This is a genomic window from Ralstonia mannitolilytica (assembly GCF_905397375.1).
In the GTDB taxonomy this organism is placed as follows: Bacteria; Pseudomonadota; Gammaproteobacteria; order Burkholderiales; family Burkholderiaceae; genus Ralstonia; species Ralstonia mannitolilytica.
In genome coordinates, this window is record NZ_CAJPVG010000001.1 from 345166 (window position 1) to 366458 (window position 21293).

21 protein-coding genes and 1 pseudogene are annotated in these 21293 nt (G+C 66.4%); 13 read left to right on the forward strand and 9 right to left on the reverse strand.

The window, feature by feature from the left end; translation table 11 throughout:
- Window positions 1–2 precede the first annotated feature (2 nt).
- Entirely contained in the window at window positions 3–1964 is a 1962-nt protein-coding gene (locus KHN96_RS01480) for an AMP-dependent synthetase/ligase (protein WP_062738843.1), read from the reverse strand.
- Window positions 1965–2204: 240 nt separating this feature from the next.
- Between KHN96_RS01480 and KHN96_RS01485 the strand changes: the two genes are divergently transcribed.
- The 10 genes from KHN96_RS01485 to KHN96_RS01530 all read left to right on the forward strand — a co-directional run bounded on the left by KHN96_RS01485 (window position 2205) and on the right by KHN96_RS01530 (window position 11338).
- Window positions 2205–2873 (forward strand): Crp/Fnr family transcriptional regulator, encoded by a 669-nt coding sequence (locus KHN96_RS01485; RefSeq protein WP_062738841.1) that lies wholly within the window; start codon window positions 2205–2207, stop codon window positions 2871–2873.
- A 67-nt stretch (window positions 2874–2940) separates the two neighbouring features.
- Window positions 2941–3573: a 2-hydroxychromene-2-carboxylate isomerase gene (locus tag KHN96_RS01490; protein WP_062738839.1), complete on the forward strand. Its 633-nt coding sequence runs from the start codon at window positions 2941–2943 to the stop codon at window positions 3571–3573.
- Window positions 3566–4270 carry a Crp/Fnr family transcriptional regulator gene (locus KHN96_RS01495; RefSeq protein ID WP_082062919.1) on the forward strand — a complete coding sequence of 235 codons (705 nt, stop codon included), beginning with the start codon at window positions 3566–3568 and terminating at the stop codon, window positions 4268–4270. Before KHN96_RS01490 ends, KHN96_RS01495 begins: the two co-directional genes overlap by 8 nt.
- Window positions 4271–4428: 158 nt before the next feature.
- Window positions 4429–5415, forward strand: a complete 987-nt coding sequence (locus tag KHN96_RS01500; RefSeq protein ID WP_062738837.1) for a 3-oxoacyl-[acyl-carrier-protein] synthase III C-terminal domain-containing protein — start codon at window positions 4429–4431, stop codon at window positions 5413–5415.
- Window positions 5412–6425 carry an NAD-dependent epimerase/dehydratase family protein gene (locus KHN96_RS01505; RefSeq protein ID WP_062738834.1) on the forward strand — a complete coding sequence of 338 codons (1014 nt, stop codon included), beginning with the start codon at window positions 5412–5414 and terminating at the stop codon, window positions 6423–6425. Before KHN96_RS01500 ends, KHN96_RS01505 begins: the two co-directional genes overlap by 4 nt.
- Window positions 6403–7209 (forward strand): MBL fold metallo-hydrolase, encoded by an 807-nt coding sequence (locus KHN96_RS01510; RefSeq protein WP_062738832.1) that lies wholly within the window; start codon window positions 6403–6405, stop codon window positions 7207–7209. Before KHN96_RS01505 ends, KHN96_RS01510 begins: the two co-directional genes overlap by 23 nt.
- Window positions 7206–8516 carry a F390 synthetase-related protein gene (locus KHN96_RS01515; RefSeq protein WP_082062918.1) on the forward strand — a complete coding sequence of 437 codons (1311 nt, stop codon included), beginning with the start codon at window positions 7206–7208 and terminating at the stop codon, window positions 8514–8516. Before KHN96_RS01510 ends, KHN96_RS01515 begins: the two co-directional genes overlap by 4 nt.
- Window positions 8513–9136 carry a phosphatase PAP2 family protein gene (locus KHN96_RS01520; protein ID WP_062738830.1) on the forward strand — a complete coding sequence of 208 codons (624 nt, stop codon included), beginning with the start codon at window positions 8513–8515 and terminating at the stop codon, window positions 9134–9136. The genes KHN96_RS01515 and KHN96_RS01520 overlap by 4 nt, the downstream gene beginning before the upstream one ends.
- A complete protein-coding gene (locus tag KHN96_RS01525) occupies window positions 9133–10263 on the forward strand; it encodes a sterol desaturase family protein (RefSeq protein ID WP_062738828.1) in 1131 nt (376 codons plus the stop codon). The genes KHN96_RS01520 and KHN96_RS01525 overlap by 4 nt, the downstream gene beginning before the upstream one ends.
- Window positions 10247–11338, forward strand: coding sequence for an acyl-CoA desaturase (locus tag KHN96_RS01530; RefSeq protein ID WP_062738826.1), 1092 nt, complete (start codon window positions 10247–10249; stop codon window positions 11336–11338). The genes KHN96_RS01525 and KHN96_RS01530 overlap by 17 nt, the downstream gene beginning before the upstream one ends.
- A 24-nt stretch (window positions 11339–11362) precedes the next feature.
- On the opposite strand, the gene KHN96_RS22965 is transcribed toward KHN96_RS01530, so the two are convergent.
- The 4 genes and pseudogenes from KHN96_RS22965 to KHN96_RS01545 all read right to left on the reverse strand — a co-directional run bounded on the left by KHN96_RS22965 (window position 11363) and on the right by KHN96_RS01545 (window position 14888).
- On the reverse strand, window positions 11363–11650 hold the full coding sequence (locus tag KHN96_RS22965) for an alpha/beta fold hydrolase (RefSeq protein ID WP_373995181.1): 288 nt from the start codon (window positions 11648–11650) through the stop codon (window positions 11363–11365).
- A pseudogene (locus tag KHN96_RS22715) lies at window positions 11598–12200 on the reverse strand (alpha/beta hydrolase); the annotation flags it as partial. The gene KHN96_RS22965 and the pseudogene KHN96_RS22715, both read right to left, overlap by 53 nt.
- 101 nt (window positions 12201–12301) lie before the next feature.
- A complete protein-coding gene (locus KHN96_RS01540; RefSeq protein WP_062738824.1) occupies window positions 12302–13519 on the reverse strand; it encodes an acyl-CoA dehydrogenase family protein in 1218 nt (405 codons plus the stop codon).
- 22 nt (window positions 13520–13541) lie between these two features.
- Window positions 13542–14888 carry an LLM class flavin-dependent oxidoreductase gene (locus KHN96_RS01545; protein WP_062738822.1) on the reverse strand — a complete coding sequence of 449 codons (1347 nt, stop codon included), beginning with the start codon at window positions 14886–14888 and terminating at the stop codon, window positions 13542–13544.
- Between the two features lie 195 nt (window positions 14889–15083).
- Between KHN96_RS01545 and KHN96_RS01550 the strand changes: the two genes are divergently transcribed.
- The 3 genes from KHN96_RS01550 (at window position 15084) to KHN96_RS01560 (ending at window position 17411) form a co-directional block, all read left to right on the forward strand.
- On the forward strand, window positions 15084–15896 hold the full coding sequence (locus tag KHN96_RS01550; protein ID WP_062738820.1) for a MetQ/NlpA family ABC transporter substrate-binding protein: 813 nt from the start codon (window positions 15084–15086) through the stop codon (window positions 15894–15896).
- 65 nt (window positions 15897–15961) lie between these two features.
- The gene (locus tag KHN96_RS01555) at window positions 15962–16774 is read left to right on the forward strand and encodes a methionine ABC transporter ATP-binding protein (protein WP_082062916.1); all 813 of its coding nucleotides are present in this window, start codon (window positions 15962–15964) and stop codon (window positions 16772–16774) included.
- The gene (locus KHN96_RS01560) at window positions 16767–17411 is read left to right on the forward strand and encodes a methionine ABC transporter permease (RefSeq protein ID WP_045219594.1); all 645 of its coding nucleotides are present in this window, start codon (window positions 16767–16769) and stop codon (window positions 17409–17411) included. The genes KHN96_RS01555 and KHN96_RS01560 overlap by 8 nt, the downstream gene beginning before the upstream one ends.
- 28 nt (window positions 17412–17439) lie before the next feature.
- On the opposite strand, the gene KHN96_RS01565 is transcribed toward KHN96_RS01560, so the two are convergent.
- The 4 genes from KHN96_RS01565 to KHN96_RS01580 are packed head-to-tail and all read right to left on the reverse strand — an operon-like array spanning window position 17440 to window position 21170.
- Window positions 17440–18390 (reverse strand): type 2 periplasmic-binding domain-containing protein, encoded by a 951-nt coding sequence (locus tag KHN96_RS01565; protein ID WP_238587575.1) that lies wholly within the window; start codon window positions 18388–18390, stop codon window positions 17440–17442.
- Window positions 18391–18409: 19 nt separating this feature from the next.
- The gene (locus tag KHN96_RS01570; protein ID WP_062738816.1) at window positions 18410–19198 is read right to left on the reverse strand and encodes an ABC transporter permease; all 789 of its coding nucleotides are present in this window, start codon (window positions 19196–19198) and stop codon (window positions 18410–18412) included.
- Window positions 19195–20109, reverse strand: coding sequence for an ABC transporter ATP-binding protein (locus tag KHN96_RS01575; protein ID WP_062738814.1), 915 nt, complete (start codon window positions 20107–20109; stop codon window positions 19195–19197). Before KHN96_RS01575 ends, KHN96_RS01570 begins: the two co-directional genes overlap by 4 nt.
- Before the next feature lie 11 nt (window positions 20110–20120).
- Window positions 20121–21170 carry an ABC transporter substrate-binding protein gene (locus KHN96_RS01580; protein ID WP_082062915.1) on the reverse strand — a complete coding sequence of 350 codons (1050 nt, stop codon included), beginning with the start codon at window positions 21168–21170 and terminating at the stop codon, window positions 20121–20123.
- Between the last annotated feature and the right edge of the window lie 123 nt (window positions 21171–21293).

The window sequence follows — 21293 nt, forward strand, 5'->3', positions numbered from 1 at the left end:
ATCTATGCCGCCTTGCGCTGGACCGGCGGCACGATCTTCGCGTCCACCAGCTTCAGCGTTGCGCTGACACTCCCCTCGCGGCCGTCTTCAAACCGGACGCGCGTCTCGATGTACTGCTCGTGCCTGCCCGCATACAGCGCGTCGATCAGTACGGCGTACTTCTCGGCGATGTAGCGGCGGCGCACCTTGCGCGTGCGCGTCAGCTCGTCGTCGTCCGGGTCCAGCTCCTTGTGAAGGATCAGGAAACGCGCGATCTGCGAACCCGACAGCATCGGGTCCTCCGCCAGGTCGGCATTCACCTGCGCCACACACTCCGCAATCATCTCGATCACCTGCGGCTGACCGGCCAGGTCGATATAGCCGGCGTAAGGCAGATGGCGGCGCTCGGCCCAGTTGCCCACGGCCTCGAAGTCGATGTTGATGAACACGCAGACCCGGTCGCGATCGGCGCCAAAGGCCACGGCTTCCTTGATGTACGGGAAGAACTTGAGCTTGTTCTCGATGTACTTGGGCGCGAACATCGAACCGTCGGCCAGCCTGCCGACATCCTTGGCGCGATCGATGATCCGCAGGTGGCCGTCGGCGTCGATGAGGCCCGCGTCGCCGGTCATGAAATAGCCGTCGGCGTCGATTGCCTCGCGCGTGGCGTCGTCGCGCTTGTAGTAGCCCTTGAGCAGGCCAACGCCGCGCACCAGCACCTCTCCGCTGTCGGCAATGCGGATCTCCATGCCCGGCGCGGCCGGCCCCACGGAATCGAACTTGACCTGGCCATCGGGCTGCAGGCAGACATAGGCGCAGGTCTCCGTCTGGCCGTAGAACTGCTTCACGTTCACGCCGATGGAGCGGTAGAAGCGGAACAGGTCCGGCCCGATCGCCTCGCCGGCGGTATACGCCACGCGGATGCGGCTCATGCCGAGCACGTTGCGCAGCGGCCCATAGATCAGCAGTTCGCCCAGCGCATAGCGCGCGCGGTCCAGCGCAGCGACGGGCTGCCCGTCGAGAATCTGCGTACCGCAGCGCCGTGCCACGCGCATCGCCCAGTCGAACAGCCTGCGCTTGATCCAGCCCGCGTCTTCCATGCGGATCATCACCTGCGTGAGCAGACCTTCGTAGATGCGCGGCGGCGCGAAGTAGTAGGTCGGGCCGATCTCGCGCAGGTCGGTCATCACCGTCTCGCGCGACTCGGGGCAGTTGACGGTAAAGCCAGCCACCATGGCCTGCGCATACGAAAACAGGTTGTCGCCCACCCACGCCATCGGCAGGTAGGACAGTACGTCGTCATCGGCATGCAGGCCGTCAAAGGCGCAGCCGCGCGTGGCCACGGCAATCAGGCTGCGGTGCGCGTGGCACACCCCCTTGGGCTTGCCGGTGGTGCCGGAGGTGTAGAGGATGATGGCCGTGTCATCGGGCGCGCCGGCCTCCACGGCCGCCTCGTAGAAGCCCGGATGCGCGCGGTCGAACTCGCGGCCGATCTCCTGGATGCGCTCATACGACATCAGCTCGGCATCGTCGTAGTCGCGCAGGCCGCGCGGGTCTTCGTAGACGATCCATTGCAGCGGACGCGCCTGCCCCGCGAGTTGCGGCTGCAGCTCGAGCAGCTTGTCGACCTGCTCCTGGTCTTCGGCAATGGCAAACGCGATCTCGGCATCGGCCAGCACATGCAGCATTTCCGCGGCCACCGCATCCTGGTAGAGCGGGATGGGCACGCCGCCCAGCGCCTGGGCGGCCGTCATCGCCCAGTACAGGCGCGGACGGTTGTCGCCGACCACGGCCAGGTTCATGCCGCGCTCGAAGCCCAGCGCCGCCAGGCCGCAAGCAAGCGCGCGCACTTCCTGCGCCACCTGCGCCCACGTCGTGGTCTGCCAGATGCCGAGATCCTTCTCGCGATAGGCCGGGTGGCCTGGCCTGCTCTGGGCGTGCGCCAGCAGCAGTCGCGGAAAAGTCGTCGCCGACGAATCCTGCATGCGTGTCTCCTGTCCCTTTCGCCTCCCTGACCGGGAGGCCGCTTCTGCTGCTGGTGTCCAGGCTCGGGTGTCCAACCACCCGTTCGTGTATGCCGCCCGTCTTCGCAGGCTGATTTTCCGCACGAGCGTTCGTTCTGGTGCCCGGCCTCAATCGTGACGGTAAGATAGTCCACGCCTTTTTGGCCGGATGTCGCGCCGGTGACAATTCCGGGTTAATCCCTACAGGAACTCCCAAAACCCATGCCGAATGACTTCATCGACCACTGCGCGTGGGCAGCGGACCTGAGCGCGGAACAACGCGAGCGCGTATGGCAGGCCACCTACGTGCGCGAATACGGCCCGGGCGACTACATCAGCCACAAGGGTGAGCGCGCCGAGGAGTGGATGGGCGTGGTCGACGGGCTGGTCAAGATCACCACGGTGTCGCCATCCGGCAAGTCCGTCACGTTTACCGGGGTGCCGACCGGCGGCTGGTTCGGCGAAGGCGCCGTGCTCAAGCACGAAGTGCGCAAGTACGACGTGATGGCGCTGCGCCGCTCCCGCATCGCCTTCATCCCGCGCGAGACCTTCCAATGGCTGCTCGACACGAGCCTGCCCTTCACCCGCTTCCTCCTGATGCAGCTGAACGAGCGGCTCGGCCAGTTCATTGCGGCGGTCGAGTACGAACGGCTGCTCGACATTGATTCGCGCGTGGCACGAGCCGTGTCGTCGCTGTTCAACGAGCTGCTGTATCCGCGGCTGGGCAACACGCTCGAGATCTCGCAGGAAGAGATCGGGCTGCTGGCGGGCATCTCGCGCCAGCGCGCCAACCAGGCCCTGAAGGTGCTCGAACAGCAGGGGCTGGTCAGGGTGGATTACGGTGTGATCGAGGTGCGCGACCTCGTCGGCCTCAGGCAGTACGGCGAGTAGCCGCCCTCTGCACAAACGCCTGCACCGTGCGACACTCACCGCCAACACCGCACCGGAGGAGACCCGCATGCCCGCCAAGACTGTAGACTGGTTCTTCGATGTCATCTCGCCATTTGCCTACCTGCAGCTCGAGCAGTTCGACAAGCTGCCCTCGGACATCGTCATCGCGCCGCGCCCCGTGGTGCTCGGCGCCATCCTGAATCACTGGGGCCAGAAAGGCCCGGCAGAGATCGGCGCCAAGCGCGTGTTCACATATCGGCATGCGCTGTTCCGTGCGCAGCAGCTGGGCATTCCGTTTCGCATGCCGCCGGCCCATCCGTTCAACCCCATCAAGGCCTTGCGGCTGACCATCGCCATGGGCGGTTCACTGGAAGCCGTGCGCGCCGTGTTCCGGCACATCTGGCGCGACGGGCACGATGTCGGGTCGACCGAAGGCTTTGCAGCGCTGTGCGAGGCCGTCGGCTTTGCACAAGGGGTGTCCGCCGTCGAGCAGCCGTCCGTCAAGGAGGCACTGCGGCACCACACCGATGCCGCCATCGCGCTGGGCGTGTTCGGCGTGCCGACACTTGCGGCCGACGGCGAGCTGTTCTGGGGCGAGGACGCGACGGCCCTGTTCCTCCAGTGCCAATCGACCGACTGGCTCTCCACCCCGGAAGTCCACCGCATCAGCACGCTGCCGGTGGGCGTGCAGCGTGCGTGAGCCGCAGGACGCCGCGCGCCCGGGTATCAACCGCGCGCGGCTGGCCCACATTGCGGCGTGGTCGATCGACCTGCCCGCCGACGAAGCCGAGCGCGCCAGCACCGGCATCATCGAGCGCACCTACGAGCGCGGCAGCTGCATCTGCGCGAAAGACACGGTGCTGGACTCCTGGACGGGCGTGGTCAGCGGCCTGGTGAAGATCGGCACGGTGTCACCGGAGGGGCGCAACGTCACCTTTACGGGGGTCACGGCCGGCGGCTGGTTCGGCGAGGGCTCCTTGCTCAAGAACGAGCCGCGCCGCTACGACATCATCGCGCTGCGCGACACGCGCATGGCCTTCATGAACCGCGCGACGTTCCAGTGGCTCGTGCAGAACAGCGTCGCGTTCAACCGCTTCCTGGTGCGGCAGCTCAACGAGCGGCTCGGCCACTTCATGGCGCTGCTCGAGTACGACCGCATGCTCGATACCACGCCGCGGCTCGCGCGCTGCATTGCCTCGCTGTTCAACCCGGTCCTCTACCCCAGCGCCGGCGACCACCTCGAGATCACGCAGGAAGAGCTCGGCCTGCTCTCTGGCATGACGCGCCAGGCAGCCAACCAGTCGCTCAAGGCCCTGGAGAGGGACGGTGTGGTGCGGCTGGAATATGGCGGGGTGACGGTCGTCGACCTCGACCGGCTGCGCAGCTACGGCGCCTGAACGTCACCACTATTAACGAATTTTCATCTCGCCGGGCGCGGTCCTCCCGCTAGAATCGCGGCGCAACAAAACAAGATCACTAAGCTGCGGCATGCGCCCCGCGCGCGCGGCAGCCGGAAGAGGGAACAGGGCCGCGCACCCCGTGCTTGCCCGCATCTATGCTGCCGATTCATCTGCTTTCCACCGGCAAGGCGCTGCCGGAGCAACAAGTCACGTCCGCTGAACTGGATGCCCGCCTCGGGCATCGGGCGGGGTACGTGCGCGAGAAGTCCGGCATCGACGTTCGCCACCATGCCACGCTGGCCGAGCGCCAGTCGGAACTCGCCGGCGCTGCCGTGCGCGATGCACTGCGCCGCGCCGATGTTCCGGCTGCGTCCATCGACCTGCTGATCTCCGCCTCGGGCGTGCAAGAACAGGCGCTGCCCAACACGGCCGCGCACATCCTCGAGCCCGCCGGGCTGCCGGCCGGCACGCCTGCGTTTGATGTCAATGCGAGTTGTCTGAGCTTCGTAACGGCGCTGCATGTGGCGGGCAGCCTCCTGACGACGGGCGCGTACAAGCGCATCGCCGTGGTGGCGTCCGACCTCGCCTCGCGCGGCATCGACTGGGACGACGCCGAGACCGCATTGATCTTTGGCGACGGCGCAGCGGCGGTCATCGTTGAGGCGGCGCGGTCGATGTCCGGCGCGGGCATCCACGCCTACCGCATGGAGACCTACCCCGCCGGCAAAACCTACTGCGAAATCCGCGCGGGCGGCACGCGCCGCAACCCGCGCACCGGTGCGCAACCGACCGATTACCTGTTCCACATGGATGGCAAGCGCGTATTCAAGCTCGCCTCGCAACTGATGGACGGTTTCCTCGATCGGCTGTTCGCGGGCAGCCAATACACGCTGCGCGACATGCATGTCGTCGTGCCGCACCAGGCAAGCCACCTGGGGATGCAGCATCTGCGCACGCGGTTGGGCGTGCCGGAAGCCAGCGTGGTCGATATCTACGCGCAGCACGGCAACCAGGTGGCCGCGTCGATTCCCACCGCGCTGCATGAAGCCGTGACGACCCAACGCATCGAGCCCGGCAAACCGGTGCTGCTGGTCGGCACGGCGGCCGGCCTGACGCTCGGCGGCATGGTGCTGACGCTATGACGACGCTGGTGACGGGCGCCACCGGTGGGCTCGGCCGCAACGCGGTCGACGCGCTGCTCGCGCAAGGCGCTCGCGTGCGCGCGACGGGGCGCGATGCCACGCAACGCGACGCCTTTGCCGCCCGTGGCGCCCACTATGTGCCGGCCGATCTGGCACAGCTGGCACCCACCACGCTGGATGCGCTGCTCGACGGTGTCGACACGGTCTGGCATTGCGCGGCGCTGTCATCGCCCTGGGGTGCGTATGCAGACTTCTACGCGGCCAATGTGCGCGCCACGGCGGCGCTCGCCGAAGGTGCCGTCAAGCGTGGCGTCCGCCGCTTCGTGCATATCTCCACACCGTCGATCTATTTCGACTACCAGCATCACGCCGATCTGCCCGAGAGCTATCGCCCCGCGCGCTTCGCCAATCATTACGCGGCGACGAAGATGCTGGCAGAAGCGGCCATCCTGCAGCAGGTCGCCACGCAGCACCGCACGCACTTCGTCATCCTGCGGCCGCGCGGGCTCTTCGGCCCGCACGATCGCGTGGTCCTGCCACGCATCCTGCACTTGCTGGAGCTGCGCGGCGGCGTGCTGCCCCTGCCCCGTGGCGGCGCGGCGCGCATGGACCTGACCTATCTGGAAAACGTGGTGCACGCCATGCAGTGCGCCACCACGGCGAGCGTGCCTTCCGGCGCCGCCTACAACATCACCAATCACGCGCCTGCCACGCTGCGCGATCTGCTCGATCAACTGCTGGGCCAGCAGCTCGGCCTGCGTTATCGCATCCGCGCAGTGCCGTATCCGGCGATGGCGCTGGCGGCGCGTGCCATGGAAGGTGCCAGCGCCGTCACGCGTCGCGAGCCGCTGCTCACGCGCTACAGCGCCGCGGCCCTGCACTACGACATGACGCTCGCCAACGACCGCGCGCGCATCGAACTCGGCTACGTGCCGCCCATCGACATGGCCGAAGGCATCCGCCGCACGGCTCACTGGTTACGTGAACATGGCAACGTTGTCCGTTTTTGAAGCCGGGTACTGCACGCATACCGCATGTGTGGCGCTGCGCGGCGCGGGCCTGCGCACCTGCGCGTTTCCCGCACGCGCCTGGCTGATCGAAGCCGCCGGGCGGCGCTGGCTGTGGGACACGGGCTACGCCTCCCATTTCCATGACCACACGCGCAGTGGCCTGTTTGCGATCTATCGCAAGGTCACGCCCGTGTATTTCGACACGTCGGAATCCATGGCGGCGCAGCTTGCGCAACAGGGCGTGCGCCCGGCTGATCTGGATGGATTGATCGTCTCGCATTTCCACGGCGACCACGTTGCCGGCCTGCGCGACTTTCCGGGCGTGCCGGTCATCTGCTCCGGCGAGGGATGGATGCACCTGCGCGCGCTGCGTGGCGTTTCCGCGTTGCGGCGCGCTTTCGTGCCGGGGCTGATTCCCGAAGATTTTGAAACGCGCACGCGCTTTGTCGAACAGTTCGAGCAAGTCGCGCTGCCGCCGGAGCTGGCGCCATTCACATCCGCCTGGGCCTTGCCCGACAGCAACGGCGACGTGCTGCTCGTGCCGCTGCCCGGCCACGCCGCCGGGCACCTTGGCGCGTTTGTCCGCACGCAGGAAGGCTGGGTGCTGCTAGCCGCCGACGCCGCCTGGTCGCCGCTGAGCTATCGCGAGCTGCGCGGGCCGTCGGTACTGGCGTATTCGATCATGGAAGACCGCCATGCCTACTTCGACACGCTGCGCAAGCTGCACGCGCTCGATGCGGGCGGCCACGTGCGCATCCTGCTCACACACGAGGGGGCGTTGTGACGGCGTTGCACCGCCTGCTGTGGTCGTACTGGCAAACGCGCCGGCTGCGGCTGCCTGATCGCGCCGCGCTGGAAGCGCACCAGCAGCGGCAGATCTCGCGCTTCACGCAACGCGTGCTGACTCGCAGCCCGTATTTCCGCCCGTTCGCATCGAAGCCGATGCACGAATGGCCGTTGATGGACAAGGCCACGATGATGGCCAATTTCGACGCCATGAACACCGCCGGCCTGCGCCTGAACGACGTGCTGGCCTGCGCGCAACAGGCCGAGCAGTCACGCGATTTCCGGCCGACGGTCGGTGCGTATTCAGTGGGCTTGTCGTCAGGCACCTCCGGCGGACGCGGCGTATTCGTCGTGAGCCCGACCGAGCGTGCGCAGTGGGCCGGCATTCTGCTCGCCAAGCTGCTGCCGCGCGGGCTGTTGCACGGCGAGCGCGTCGCGCTGTTCCTGCGCGCCAACAGCAATCTGTACACCGCCGTGCGCAACCCGTGGCTGACGTTCTCGTTCTTTGATCTGTTTGCGCCGTTCGAATCGCACCGCGCGCCGCTGGAAGCATTGCAGCCGACCATCATCGTGGGGCCGGCGCAGGTGCTGCGTGCGCTTGCCATGGAGAAGCTTGCCGGCCGGCTCGACATCGCGCCCGTGCAGGTGCTGTCCGGCGCCGAAGTGCTGGAACCGATGGACCGCGCACTGCTTGCACAGGCCTTTGGCAACGTCGGTGAGGTCTATCAGGCCACCGAAGGCTTTCTGGGCGCGACCTGCCCGCACGGCACGCTGCACCTGAACGAAGCGCACGTGCACATCGAGCCGCAATGGCTGGACGCGCGCCGCTTCGTCCCCGTCATTACCGATTTCACACGCCGCACGCAACCCATCGTGCGCTACCGGCTCGATGACATCCTCATCCGCCGCGAGCCGGCGCTGGGCGCTTGCCCCTGCGGCAATCCGGCGATGGCCATCGAGCGTATCGAAGGCCGCTGCGACGATACGCTCGTCCTGCCCGCGCTGGGCGGCGGCACCGTCACGCTGTTTGCCGACGTGTGTTCGCGGGCGCTGGCACAGGCGCTGCCGCTGCACGCGGATTACCGCCTGGTGCAGACCGATGCGAACACGCTCGCGTTGTCCATTCACCCGGCCGACGCCGACATTGCACGCGCGTGCCGGGCGCACCTGACCGATGTCTTCGCCTGCCAGGGTGTCGATGCATCGCGCGTGACGTGGCACGCCACGCCCGAGCGCATCGCCACCGATTTCACCACCAAGCGCCGCCGCATCGTCCGGCTCGCGGCGCCAGGAGCGTCACGATGAGCCCGCTTGCCACGCGCCTGCGTCATATGGCCTTTGGCTGGTGTTCGGTGGGCCTCGTCTATGGCCTCTGCGGAGCGCTGCAGGGCGTTGGCACGATCGTGCCCGAGACTGCACTGGACCGCGCCATTCCGTTCAGCACGTCGGGCATCTGGCTGTACGTGTCGTTCTTCGTGCTGATTCCGCTGGCGTACTTGCAGGCCGACATGTCGCGGCTGCCCTGGCTGGAACGCGCCATGCAGATGAGCGCGCTCGTGAGCGGTGCGGTGTTCATGCTGTGGCCGACCACGCTGCACTACCCGCCGCTGGCGGACGCATCGTTGCCCGGCAGCGTGCAACGCATGCTGATCGCCATGGATTCGAGCCAGAACTGCCTGCCCTCTCTGCATGGGGCGCTCACGCTGCTCTCGGTGTGGGCGCTGGCGGATTCGCGCAGGCCGATGCGCACGGCGCTCGCGGCCGCCTGGGGGCTCGGCATCCTGTACGCCACGATCCAGACGCGCCGGCACGTCGCACTTGACCTGTCGGCAGGCGTGGCCGTGGGTGTGCTGTGCGGCGCGGCTGTCCGTCTATGGTTGGCGCGGCGCGCGTCAACGCTCTCCATCGAACCGGTGTCCACATGAATGCCTTTGCCCTGCCGCTTGCATTGATGCTCGGCTGCGTGCTGCTGGAACTGGCTGCGCTCAAGTGGTGGCGCGGCCAACCGCTGCCGTGGCGCGACGTCATCCTCAACCTCAACTCCGGCCACGTGCTGATGTGGCTGTGCCGCGGCGTGGAAGTCGCGGGCTTCACGTGGCTATATGCCCATGCCAGCCTGCATTGGGTGGATGGCTGGCACCCGGTTGCGGGCTGGGCCTTCGCGTTTGTCGCGTGGGATCTCGGCTTCTACTGGCTGCACCGCATGCACCACACGCTCGGCTTTCTGTGGGCGATCCATGCCGTACATCACGAGGGCGAGCATTTCAACCTCTCGCTGGGCGTGCGCAACGCGTGGCTGTCGTCGCTGACATCGCTGCCGTTCTTCGTGCCGCTGGCGCTGATCGGCGTCACGCCGGAAATGTTCGTGGCGGTGTCGGGCCTGCATTACTCGGTGCAGTTCTACAACCACTGCGGACTGGTCGGGCGCTCGGGCGTGTTGGACCGCTTCATGGTCACGCCCGCCAACCACCGCGTGCATCACGGCTGCAACCCGGAATACATCGACCGCAACTTCGGCGGCACGCTGCTGCTGTGGGACAAGCTGTTCGGCACCTATCAGCGCGCGCTGGCCGACGTGCCGATCCGCTATGGCGTGCACAAGCCCACCCACAGCGACAACCCGTTCTGGGCCAACGTGGTGCCGGCATTGCAATGGCTGGGGCTGCGTACGCCGCATTTGCAACGCGATACGCGCACCACGCCCGCCGGCTGGATCGCCACCGGCGGTGTGCTGCTGTTTGGCGTGGTGATCGACTATGTGCACACCGACGGCCTGTGGCCCGGGCACTGGCAAGCGGTCTGGTTCGTGCTCATCCTGCTCCTCACGCTGGCGCTGGGCGGTTTGTCGGATGGGCGAGGCTGGGGACGCTGGCTTTGGCCGCTGCTGGCGCTTGCGCTGCCCGTGCTGATGATCGGCATATGCGGCGCGGGCGATGCATTGTCCGACACGTTGGCCGTTGCGCTCGGGTTGCATGGTCTTGCTTGCGGCCTGTGGCACGCGCTGCGGACCGAATCGCCGCTCTCTTCTTCGCCGCATGCCGAATCTCGCTAAGCTCCGCTACGCTTCGCCGCGCGCCTCCTCGCTGGCCGAAGATTTGCGCCGTGCCGCGCACGACCATCTGCAGGCGCACGGCGACCATCGCTTTGCCGATGTGCAGTTCATTGCCAAGGGCGCCTTCCTCGTTGTGGTATCCGCCCTCCTGTATGGCGTCATGATGACGGCCACGGGTGCGACGACATTCGTGCTCGCCTACATGGCCTTTCCGTTCATCGCGATGCTGCTGGCCATGAACGTGCTGCACGACGGCGCGCATCGGGCGCTCTCCCCCTGGGCATGGCTGGACCGCCTCATGACGCGTGTGACCGCCATCCCGCTCGGCATCGAACCGGCCTACTGGACGGTGCGCCACGTGCACTATCACCACGCGCATGCCAACGTGGAGCACTACGATCTGGACACCGCCGCAAACCGCTTCCTGCGGCAGACGCCCTTTCAGCCGTGGTATCCGCAGTTTCGCTATCAGCATCGCTACTGGCCGCTGATTGCTGCACTGTCGCTGCCCTACATCAACTGGATCTACGACTGGTCGGATCGCCTCGGCCTCACGCCGCTGGCGGCGGATCGCGTGCTGCCCGGCCTGCGCGGCTGGATGACGTTCCTGTCTGCGAAGGCGTTGCACTTGCTGATTGCGGTGGTGGTGCCGGCCTGGGTGGCACATCGGCTCGGCCTCGGCTGGAGCTGGGTGGCGTTCGGCTACTTCGCGGGGCAGATGCTGGCGTCATGCGTGCTGGTCGCGCTGATTCTGGGCACGCACTGGGCGGACGTGACGTTCTATCTGCCGCCCGAATCGGGCCAGCTGCCGCACACGTGGCACGAGCATGCGTTCCACACCGCGTGCGACTGGCAACCGCAACCGGCGTGGATCGGCTACTGGCTCGGGGGCCTGAACTGGCACCTCACGCATCACCTCTTCCCTACGTATAGCCACCGGCACTATCCAGCGCTGGCTGCCCGTGTGGCGGAGGTGGCGCGCGCCCATGGGCTTGATTACCGCGCGCTCACCTACCGCGAGTTGCTGACCGCGCAGCAGACCTTCCTGCGCGCCATGGGCCAACGCCCGAACTGACGCGCAGGCAACACGCGCGCGGCCTCAGTTGCGCGCCTCAACCGCGTGCACCGCATCCAGAATCACCTTTGCCACATCTTGCGGCCGCGACTGCTGCGGCACGTGGCTCGTCGGCAGTGTCGTCACCTTGGCGCCAATCTTCCGGGCCATGGCGTGTTCCAGAGCCGGCTGGATCATCCTGTCGTGCGCGCTGACGATGAACCACGACGGCTTGCTTTGCCATGCCGCCACCGTGGTGCGCTCGCCAAATGCCGTGGCCTTGATGGGACCTTGCGTCGCGGCCATCACGCGTGCCTGCGCGGCGGGGCACATCCTGCGCAAAGTCGCTCGCCAGCTCCGCGGGGGGCAGTGACAGATAGCCGTTGGCGTCCGCGACGAGCTTGCCGATGCCCGGCGCGGGCGCGTAGTCCTTGTCCACCTCTTCCGTCGACTGGCCGGCGTCCGGCGCAAACGCCGCCACGTACACGAGGCCGGCAACCTTGCTGTCCGCACCGGCTTCGGTGATGACCGTGCCGCCCCAGGAGTGCCCCACCACCACGACCTTGCCCGGCTGGTTGCCGATGGCGCGGCGCGTGGCGGCCACGTCGTCGGCCAGCGAGTTCAGCCCGTTCTGCACCGCCTGCACCTTCACGCCCTTGGCCTGCAGCAGCGGGATCACCTTGGCCCAGTCGGATCCATCGGCAAGGCGCCGTGCACGATCACGACGGAAGGTTGATCGGCGTCGGCCACCGTGGCGGCCAGCAGGGGCGCACTGACGGCCATGCCAAGTGCCAGCACTGCGATGGAGACGGCCTTGAAGCGTCATCACGGCCGGCATGGCCGCCACGGCCATCACTGTCTGCGCAGCGGTGATGCCGGCCATGAGCGGCGCATCACCGCCCAGCGCGGCGCACCATGATGTACGACGCAGAGGCGGTGGGCAGCGCCTTGAACAGTGCAGCCGGGGCAGCACCGGCTCAATGGTCAGAAAACGCGGCCTTCCTTCAGGTGCTGCGTTTCGCCATTGAGGTGGTAATCCCCCACCACCCGCGCCTTGTGCAGCAACGGGTTGTGGCTGAAGATCGTCCGCAGGTTGCGCCAGTGACGGTCAAGGTTGTGCGCGCGCGCCGTCATGGATGCACCGCCCGCTTCAAAGAGCTGCTGCGCGGCATGCAGCGCCAGCTTGCCGACAACCAGCTGCGTTTGCGCCGTGGCCAGCGCGCCTTCCAGCACCAGCGCGTCGGCGTTTTCCGCTTCATCGCGGATGGCGTCGGAGGATCGATCCAGCACGCGCGCGTTCTCGCGCACCAGGGCATCGATGGCATGGCTGTGTGCGGCAATGTCGCCCACCACCTGCTGGATGAAGTGGTCCTCCCGCGCGGACGGCGCCGGGCTGTGCAACACCGGCCGCCCATGGTTGACCACATACCGCCGCGCGTCGGCCGCCACATTGCGCACAATGCCTGCCGCCACGGCCACCAGATGCAACTGGCGCAGTGCACCGGTATGGCGCCCCACCAGCGAGCTGCTGACGCGCGAGGCCACCTCGTCTGCGCGCACCTGCACGTGCTCGAACACGATGCTGCCGCTGGCCGTCATGCGCTGGCCCATCCCGTCCCAGTCGTCGATCACCTTCACGCCCTCGCGCGTGACCGGAATGATGATCTGCACGTTTCCGCCTGCGTCATCGTTGACATTGAAGCGGCCGTAATCGGCGAACGCCGTGCCGGTGGTGTAGTACTTGCGGCCGCTGAGGCGGTAGTCGGCGCCGTCGCGCTGGAGGGTCGTGGTGACCTCCCCCGGGCGCGACGTGCCGCGCTCGGTTGAACCGCCGCCAAAGAGGGCGCCCTCCAGCAGCCGATCCAACTGCGTCCGGTGAAACGCATCGAGCGGCGACAGACGGATGACCTCGGTCAGGTCGTAATGAATGCGCAGCGCATGCGCGACGTTCGATTCGTGAGCGGCCAGCGTGCTGATCGTCTCGAACAGGTCGACGAGCGAGCCGCCCAGACCGCCCCACTCCACGGGAATGCGCAGCAAACCCAGACCCGACGCGCGAAAGTGCGCAAAAGCTTCGTACGGCAGCACGCGCCGCACTTCGCGTGCAGCGGCATCTGTCCCGATGCGCTGGGCCAGGTCAGGCAGCTCGGCAAGGGCTTCCTGCAGGCGGTCGGGGAGATGAAGATCGCGTGGCGTATTCATAAGATCAGCACGATGAAAGCGGCTATGCAGCCGCGCGATTGGTCGGGCGACCGACAGGCCGCGCGAGGCCGAAATGCTCGCGCAGCGTGTGTCCGGCGTATTCGGTTCGAAACAGCCCGCGCTGCTGCAGGATGGGCACCACGCCATCGACGAAGTCCTGCAGCCCGCCCGGCAAGGCGTCGGGCATGAGATTGAAGCCGTCGGCCGCGCCGTGGCGGAACCAGTGTTCGATGTCGTCGGCGATCTGCTCGGGCGTGCCCACCAGCACGCGATGCCCGCCACCGCCGGCCAGTTCGCGAATCAGTTCGCGTACGGTCAATTGCTGACTGCGCGCCAATGCCAGTGTGGCGTTGAAAAACGTGTGATTACCATTGCCGTTGTTGGGCAACGGCAAATCGTCCGGCAGGCGTGTGTCGAGTTGCAGGCGCTCGACCGGCACACCGAGCGTGCCGGCCAGCCGCGTGAGGCTGTAATCCCATGGGATCAGGTCGACCAATGCATCGCGCCGCGCGCGGGCCTGCGCCTGCGTGGCACCGATGATGGTGGTCAAACCGGGCAACACACGAATCGCCTCCGGCCCTCGCCCCAAAGCCTGAGCGCGTGCCTTGAGTCCGCGCGCATAGGCCAGCGCTTCTTCAAAGCCTTGCGATGCGGAGAACACGGCCTCCGCGTGGCGCGCAGCCAGCTCGCGGCCATCGGCCGAACCGCCCGCCTGCACAAGCACCGGATAGCCCTGCGGAGAACGCGGCAGGTTCAAGGGGCCCTGCACACGAAAGAACTCGCCACGATGGGCGATGGGATGCACCTTCCGCACATCGACAAAGCTGCCGCCGGCCTTGTCGCCAACAAAGGCATCGTCTTCCCAACTGTTCCAGAGATCCTTGACGACGCTCGTGAATTCGTCGGCGCGGGCATAGCGCTCGGCGTGGTCGGGCACGGTGTCCCGGCCGAAATTGCGTGCCGACGGCAGATCGGCGGTGGTGACCACGTTCCAGCCCGCGCGGCCGCCGCTCACATGGTCGAGCGTGGCAAAGCGCCGGGCGATGTTGAAAGGCTCGTTGTAGCTGGTCGATGCCGTGCCGATCAGGCCGATGTGCGTGGTGGCCGCTGCGATGCTGGCCAGCAGCACGGTGGGCTCCAGCGCGGTGATCGGCCGAAAGTGGATCTGATCGACGATGGCGGCGTTGTCTGCCAGGAACACGGCATCGAACTTGGCCGCCTCGGCAATCCGCGCCACCTTCACGTAGTGCTGCACGTCGGCAAAGGCGTACGGATCGCTCTCGGCCAGTCTCCAGGCCGACGGTACAAAGCCGGAGTGCAGGATGTTGACGTTCAGGTGCAATTGACGCGGTACCTGCGTGTCGCTCACGGGAAACCTCGGCGCTTGGACAAGCGCTCACCATACCGGCCATGCCGTGTCGCTCCAACGAAGCAATCGTTGCTTCGATATGCGGATTCACGGCGGTGAACATGCTGCGAATTTGCTACTTCGGTTTTGTTCGTGGACCAGCACTGCACGCCGCTTCTAGACTGGGCCACGTCTTCACAACACACGAGCCGCCCCATGAAACGACGCCCTTTCTTTCACGCCCTCCTGGCCGCTGCAACTGCCCTGACGCTGGGCGCCGGTTCCGTGCTGGCGGCAGACAAACCGATCAAGGTCGGTGTGCGCGGCGGTGTTGATGAAGAAATCTGGGAGGTCGTCACCCGCGTGGCCGAAAAGCAGGGGCTGAAGGTCCAGCCCATCGTCATCACCGGCACCGCAAGCCCCAACGAGGCGCTCAACAACGGTGATCTCGACGCCAATGCGTTCCAGCACATCCCTTTCCTGCGCGACCAGATCAAGCAACGCGGCTACAAGCTGGTAACGGTAGGCAACACGCTCATCTCGCCCATCGCCTTCTACTCGCGCAAATACAAATCGCTTGAAGCCCTGCCGGTGGGCGCCCGCATCGGCCTGCCCAACGACCCGAGCAACCAGACGCGTGCGCTTGTCATCCTGCGCGATCATGGCCTGATCAAACTGCGCGACGGCTTCGATCCGTTTACCGGCACGGCCACGCTGGCCGACGTGACGGCCAACCCGAAGAAGCTGGAATGGGTGGAGAGTGCATCGGTGGTGCTTTCGCGCTCGCTGCCCGATGTCGACACGGCGGCCATCGTCAACACCTTTGCCTACCAGGCCGGATTGATTGCCACGCGTGACGGTATTGCGGTGGAAAAGAAGGAACGCAATCCGTACGTCAACGTGATCGTGGTCCGGGAACAGGACAAGAGCGCGCCGTGGGTGGCGCCGCTGGTGAAGGCGTATCAGTCTGAAGAAGTGCGCCAGTTCATCCTGAGCAAATACCAGGGCTCGGTCATCCCGGCGTTCTGAGGCAGCCGATCATCCCCCCGCTCGCGCCGCACCTCGCTGCATTGCCGAACACGGCAGCCCCGGTCATGCCGCACATTGCGTTCGAACGCATCAGCAAGACCTACCCCGGCGCCAGCACGCTCGCGCTCGACAGCATTTCGTTCACTATCGCGCGCGGCGAGGTGTTCGGCATCATCGGCCGCAGCGGCGCGGGGAAATCCACGCTGCTGCGCACGGTCAACATGCTGGAACGCCCCGACGCGGGCACGATCCGCATCGACGACATCGATGTCGGCCGCCTTGACGAAGACGGCCTGGTCGCGCTCCGCCGGCGCGTCGGCATGATCTTCCAGCATTTCAACCTGTTGTCGGCCAAGACCGTTTTCGAGAACGTTGCGCTGCCGCTTCGTGTGGCGGGTGTGCCGCGCGAAGCCATCGGGCCGCGTGTTATGGAGCTGCTCGATCTGGTCGGCCTGTCCGAAAAGGCCGGCGTGTATCCGGCGAAGCTCTCCGGTGGGCAAAAGCAGCGCGTCGGCATTGCCCGCGCGCTGGTGCATCGCCCGGAGATCCTGTTGTGCGACGAAGCGACGTCTGCGCTGGACCCTGAAACCACCGAACAGATTCTCCTGCTGCTTGGCGACATCAACCGGCGCCTGGGGCTGACCGTCGTGCTGGTCACGCATGACATGGCGGTGATCCGCGACGCCTGCGATCGCGTCCTGGTGCTCGATCAAGGCCGCATTGCCGAGCACGGCACGGTCGATCAGGTGTTCGCCGATCCGCATGCAGACGCCACGCTGGCACTGCTGCGTCCGCTGCGCCAACGCTCTGGCATGACACCCACCAAACCTGTTGCCCTCTTGGCCGATCCGCCGGGTCGCGCTTACGCCCATGCTTGAAAAATACCTGCGCGCATTCGGCGAAACGCTCTTGATGGTCAGCAGCGCATGCCTGGTGGTATTCGTCGTCGGCCTGGCGTTGGCCATCGTGCTCACCACGTCGGCGCCGGGCGGCCTGCGGCCCCGGCCGCGCCTGCACCGCGTGCTGTCGGTACTGGTCAATACGTTCCGCTCGATCCCTTTCATCATCCTGCTGGTGGCGATGCTGCCCGTCACCCGGCTCATTGTCGGCACGACCATGGGCACGTGGGCGGCCGTGGTGCCGTTGAGCGCCCATCTGATTCCGTTCTTTGCGCGTGTATCGCAGGTGGGCCTGAACGAGGTCGATCGCGGCCTGGTGGAGGCCGCGCGCGCCATGGGCTGCCGCCGCTGGCACATCGTGCGGCACGTGCTGCTGCCCGAGGCGCTGCCCGCGCTCATCGGCGGCGCCACCGTGACGGTCATCGCCATGATCGGCGCTTCCGCCATGGCAGGTGCGGTGGGCGCCGGCGGGCTGGGCGATCTTGCTATCCGCTACGGTTATGAGCGTTACGAAACCGCCGTCATGTTCAACGTCATCGCCATCCTCATCGTGCTGGTGACGGCCGTGCAGCTGGGCGGCGAGCGGCTGGCGCGCCAGTTCGATCACCGCCACTGACGGCGCCCACCGAGGCCTGCCGATACCGTCAGTTGTGGCAGACCAGCCCATCCTGCAACTGGCTCACCTCGAAGGCAATGTCGCCGGCGCGCTGTGTGCGGGCGCGGGCCAGCGCACCGCCGGTCTTCCAGACGCGCACTGCACGGTCCACATAGTTGGCAGACACGGCATCGCGGGTGCGCAGGGCGATCTGCGCCGCAGTGTTGTCCGGGGCGATGTCGTCTTCCAGCGTGCGGTAGAAGCGCCATTCCGGCAATTGCACCAGCCGTGCCAGCGCTTGCGCATCGTCTGCCAACGCCTGGCACTCGCCCGAAAGGAATCCCCAGATGGCACGGACCGCCGACGGATACTGCCGGGGAATGGCGCCATCACGCGCAGCCAATCCGCTGGCATACGGACTGCCCTGTGCAACGCAGACCGTGCGTGCGCGCAGATCGGCGGCGAAGCGATACGGAGTGTTGCGCAGCACCACCAGCGCGCCCTGCCCGCCGGTATACGCCGTGGGCACAGGCTGCCACGCAGCAGGCGCCGGTTGGCTGCCGGCGACGACCAGGTCGATATGCGCGTCGTGAGGCACTAGGCCGTCTGCCGGCAGGTTGACCAGCCGCAATTGCAATTGCAGGTGCTGCGCCAGCGTGGCTGCGAATTCGGCATCAAAGTGATCGGGCTCCATCGGTGCGGTCACCCCGGGCGGCGCCGGCCGCGCATAGGCGCGCACTGCCACGACCAACTCACCATTACGTTGCGCATCGCGCAGCACCGGGCCCAGCGGCAATGCGGCCCAGTCCGGCTCCGCTTGACGCTGTGCCAGCCAGGCCTGCATCGGCAAGGGCAAGCGCTCGGGCCAATGCGGAACGTGGGGCATCAGCGCCGGCGCACCGAACCAGGCCAGCGCGCCTGTCGCTGCAATGCCCAGCGCAACGAGCCAGGGCCTGCGCAGGCGCGATGCCTGCGCAATCGGCGCGGTCAGGATTGGCACGCGCCATGTGGGCGCACGCTCAGGCATTGAGCGTCAGGCCCTTGCGCCAGCGGGTCAGGCGCCGCTCGATCGATGCCAGGATGGTGTTCAGCACCAGCCCCAGCACGGCCAGCAGAAGAATGCCCGCATACATCGTCGGGATCTGGAACACCTCCTGCGAATTCAGCGTCAGGAAGCCCAGCCCGGAATGCGCACCGATCATCTCCGCTGCCACCAACGCCGTCACGCAATACGTACCGGCCAGGCGGATGCCGGTGAAGATCGACGGCGTGGCCGCCGGCAACACCACCTTGCGGAACACGAACAGGTTCGACGCGCCCATGGAGCGCGCCGAGTGGATCAGCAACTTGTCGACCTGCCGCACCCCGCCGATCGTGCTCAGCAGCACCGGCCAGAACGACGCCCAGAAGATGATGGCCACCTTGGACAGCTCGCCGATCCCCAGAAAGAGGATGAACACCGGAAACAGCGCAAATGCGGAGGTCTGCCGAAACAGCTGGAGGATGGGATCGACAATCGCCTCGAAGCGCGTGAACCAGCCCATCAGCAAGCCCAGCGTCACACCCAGCGCGATGGCCAGCAGCAGGCCCCACAAGGAACGCTGCAGACTCGCGGCCACGTGCTTGAGCAGCGCCCCGCTATGCGCGAGCTGCCAGATCGCCTCGGTCACTTGCGACGGCGGGCTCAGGTAGGCATCGCTCACGATGCCCAGGCGCGGCACCAGTTCCCATAGCAGCAAAAATCCTACGATGCCGGCCAATCCCCATGCGTGATCGCCAAGACGGACGGTCAACTTGCGCGTGCTCATCGTGCGGGCCCCGCAACGGCAATCTGGCCGCGGACGTCGTGCCCTGCGGCGTGCAGCACGGCTTCACCTTCCGCACGCTCCCGCGGATCGGCAGTGGCGCCCAGCGGCCGGGGCGCGGCGCCCGGATTGGCAAACTGCACTTCGTCCTTGAGGATGTCCCACGCCTGCTGGCGCAGCGCGACGAACGCCTCTGAATTGCGCAATTCCGGCAGGCGCGGGCGCGGCAACGGCACCTCCAGGATCTGCTTGACGGTACCGGGCCGGCGCGTCATCACGGCGATGCGGTCCGACAAAAATATGGCCTCATCCAGGCTGTGCGTGATGAACACGATGGTCTTGCGGTACTGCTCCCAGATGCGTAGCAGTTCGCCCTGCAGGATCTCGCGCGTTTGCGCGTCGAGCGCGGCAAACGGTTCGTCCATCAGCAGCACATCAGGCTTGTAGGCCAGCGAGCGCGCAATCGCCACACGCTGCTTCATGCCGCCCGAAATCTCGTGCGGATAGCGGGCACCCGCGCCCGTCAGGCCCACCAGCTCCAGATGCTCCTGCGCGATGCGGCGGCGTTCCGCCTTGGGCACGCCACGAATCTCCAGACCGACTTCGATGTTCTCCAGCACCGTGCGCCACGGAAACAGCGCGTAGCCCTGGAACACCACGCCTTGCTGCGGGTTGATGCCCGTGAGGGGCTGGCCGTCGATACGGATGCTGCCGCCGGTGCGGTCGGTGAGCCCCGCCAGGATGCTGAGAAACGTCGACTTGCCGCACCCGGACGGCCCCAACACCGAAAGAAACTCGCCGTCGCGAATGTCCAGGTCGAAGTCTCGCAAAACGGCCACGTCTTCCCGTTGCCCTGCATCGTTGCGTACGCTGTAATCCATGCGCACACCGCGCGCCACGATCTTGCTGCTCATCGTCGTGTCCTTCAGGCCTTGACGTACGGGTTGAACTCGTTGGTGTAGATATCGCGCGCGGCCACCTTGCCCTTCGCAAGCTTTCCCTCGCGTTCGAGCACGTCGATGTAGTACTGAATGGGCGGCTCGGTGATCACCAGGTCCTCTACATACGCATAGCGATCGACAAACTGCAGATCGAGCTTGATGCGCTGCGAGACCAGCTTGCGTGCATCCTCCGGGTTGGCGTTGACCCAGTTGCCCGCCTTGGCCAGCGCCGTCACCACGTCGCGCACTGCTTCGGGCTGTTCCCGGATGAACTTGCCGTGCGCGCTGTACGGCGCCATGCCGCCCAGGCCGCCGTCGAGGTCGTAGTCGCTCCACAGGCGCACGAGGTTTTGCGCATGATCGGCGCGGCCCGAGAATGGCGCATGGATGATCGCCAGATCGGTGTTGCCTGTGGCCAGTGTCTGCTCGGCCTGGTCATCGGGAATCACAACGAAATTGATCTTGTTGACGTCCACACCCTTCTGCCGCAGGAACGTCTTGGTCACAAACTCGGCGCACGCGCCAAAACTGTTGAAACCGACCGTCTTGCCTTCCAGGTCTTTCGGCTGGCGAATCCCGGAATCCTTGCGCACGAAGTACTTCATGTGGGGCGCTTCTTCCAGCGTCTTGCCGCCGGCGGCCACCACCTTGATATCGGCGCCGCTGGCATAGGCCGAGATGACCAGGGGCACCATGCGCGAGCCGAAGTCGATCTCGCCCGTACCGACCAGCGGAATGATCTGCGGCGCCGCCACCTTGCCGATGTAATTCGGCCGCGTGTTGGTGCCGTCGAAGTAGCCAAGCTGGTCGGCCAGGTAGATCAGGTCGAACGCCGGGTTGTCCGGATATTTGAAACTCACCTTGTCACCGGCTTTCTTGATGACGGCCGGGCCACTGCCCGCCTTGGCGTTCTGCTGACCATCGCTGCGCGAACATGCTGTCAGGCCCAGGCCGGTGCTGCCCAATGCGGCCAGCGTTGCAAGGTGTTTCAACGCCCGGCGGCGCGACGTGAGAGAGAAGGCATTGGATGACATCAGGCGTTCCGCAAAGGTGGAGTGTCTGCAAGCGCCCACAGCATGGGCGCAGCCTAGTATTGGATAGGCCATCCCGCACGACAACGAAGCTTTTCGCGCATCCATATCGGTTGCGCGCTGCGC

What these genes read in the sequence shown, in the direction of transcription:
- KHN96_RS22965 (WP_373995181.1), bottom strand. Translation starts at nt 11,650, where the DNA reads ATGTGCCCCGCCGCGCAGGCACGCGTGATGGCCGCGACGCAAGGTCCC.
- KHN96_RS01555 (WP_082062916.1), top strand. Translation starts at nt 15,962, where the DNA reads ATGCCGCACATTGCGTTCGAACGCATCAGCAAGACCTACCCCGGCGCC.
- KHN96_RS01500 (WP_062738837.1), top strand. Translation starts at nt 4,429, where the DNA reads ATGCTGCCGATTCATCTGCTTTCCACCGGCAAGGCGCTGCCGGAGCAA.
- KHN96_RS01530 (WP_062738826.1), top strand. Translation starts at nt 10,247, where the DNA reads ATGCCGAATCTCGCTAAGCTCCGCTACGCTTCGCCGCGCGCCTCCTCG.
- KHN96_RS01485 (WP_062738841.1), top strand. Translation starts at nt 2,205, where the DNA reads ATGCCGAATGACTTCATCGACCACTGCGCGTGGGCAGCGGACCTGAGC.
- KHN96_RS01540 (WP_062738824.1), bottom strand. Translation starts at nt 13,519, where the DNA reads ATGAATACGCCACGCGATCTTCATCTCCCCGACCGCCTGCAGGAAGCC.
- KHN96_RS01550 (WP_062738820.1), top strand. Translation starts at nt 15,084, where the DNA reads ATGAAACGACGCCCTTTCTTTCACGCCCTCCTGGCCGCTGCAACTGCC.
- KHN96_RS01560 (WP_045219594.1), top strand. Translation starts at nt 16,767, where the DNA reads ATGCTTGAAAAATACCTGCGCGCATTCGGCGAAACGCTCTTGATGGTC.
- KHN96_RS01580 (WP_082062915.1), bottom strand. Translation starts at nt 21,170, where the DNA reads ATGTCATCCAATGCCTTCTCTCTCACGTCGCGCCGCCGGGCGTTGAAA.
- KHN96_RS01575 (WP_062738814.1), bottom strand. Translation starts at nt 20,109, where the DNA reads ATGAGCAGCAAGATCGTGGCGCGCGGTGTGCGCATGGATTACAGCGTA.
- KHN96_RS01510 (WP_062738832.1), top strand. Translation starts at nt 6,403, where the DNA reads ATGGCAACGTTGTCCGTTTTTGAAGCCGGGTACTGCACGCATACCGCA.
- KHN96_RS01490 (WP_062738839.1), top strand. Translation starts at nt 2,941, where the DNA reads ATGCCCGCCAAGACTGTAGACTGGTTCTTCGATGTCATCTCGCCATTT.
- KHN96_RS01520 (WP_062738830.1), top strand. Translation starts at nt 8,513, where the DNA reads ATGAGCCCGCTTGCCACGCGCCTGCGTCATATGGCCTTTGGCTGGTGT.
- KHN96_RS01505 (WP_062738834.1), top strand. Translation starts at nt 5,412, where the DNA reads ATGACGACGCTGGTGACGGGCGCCACCGGTGGGCTCGGCCGCAACGCG.
- KHN96_RS01525 (WP_062738828.1), top strand. Translation starts at nt 9,133, where the DNA reads ATGAATGCCTTTGCCCTGCCGCTTGCATTGATGCTCGGCTGCGTGCTG.
- KHN96_RS01480 (WP_062738843.1), bottom strand. Translation starts at nt 1,964, where the DNA reads ATGCAGGATTCGTCGGCGACGACTTTTCCGCGACTGCTGCTGGCGCAC.
- KHN96_RS01570 (WP_062738816.1), bottom strand. Translation starts at nt 19,198, where the DNA reads ATGAGCACGCGCAAGTTGACCGTCCGTCTTGGCGATCACGCATGGGGA.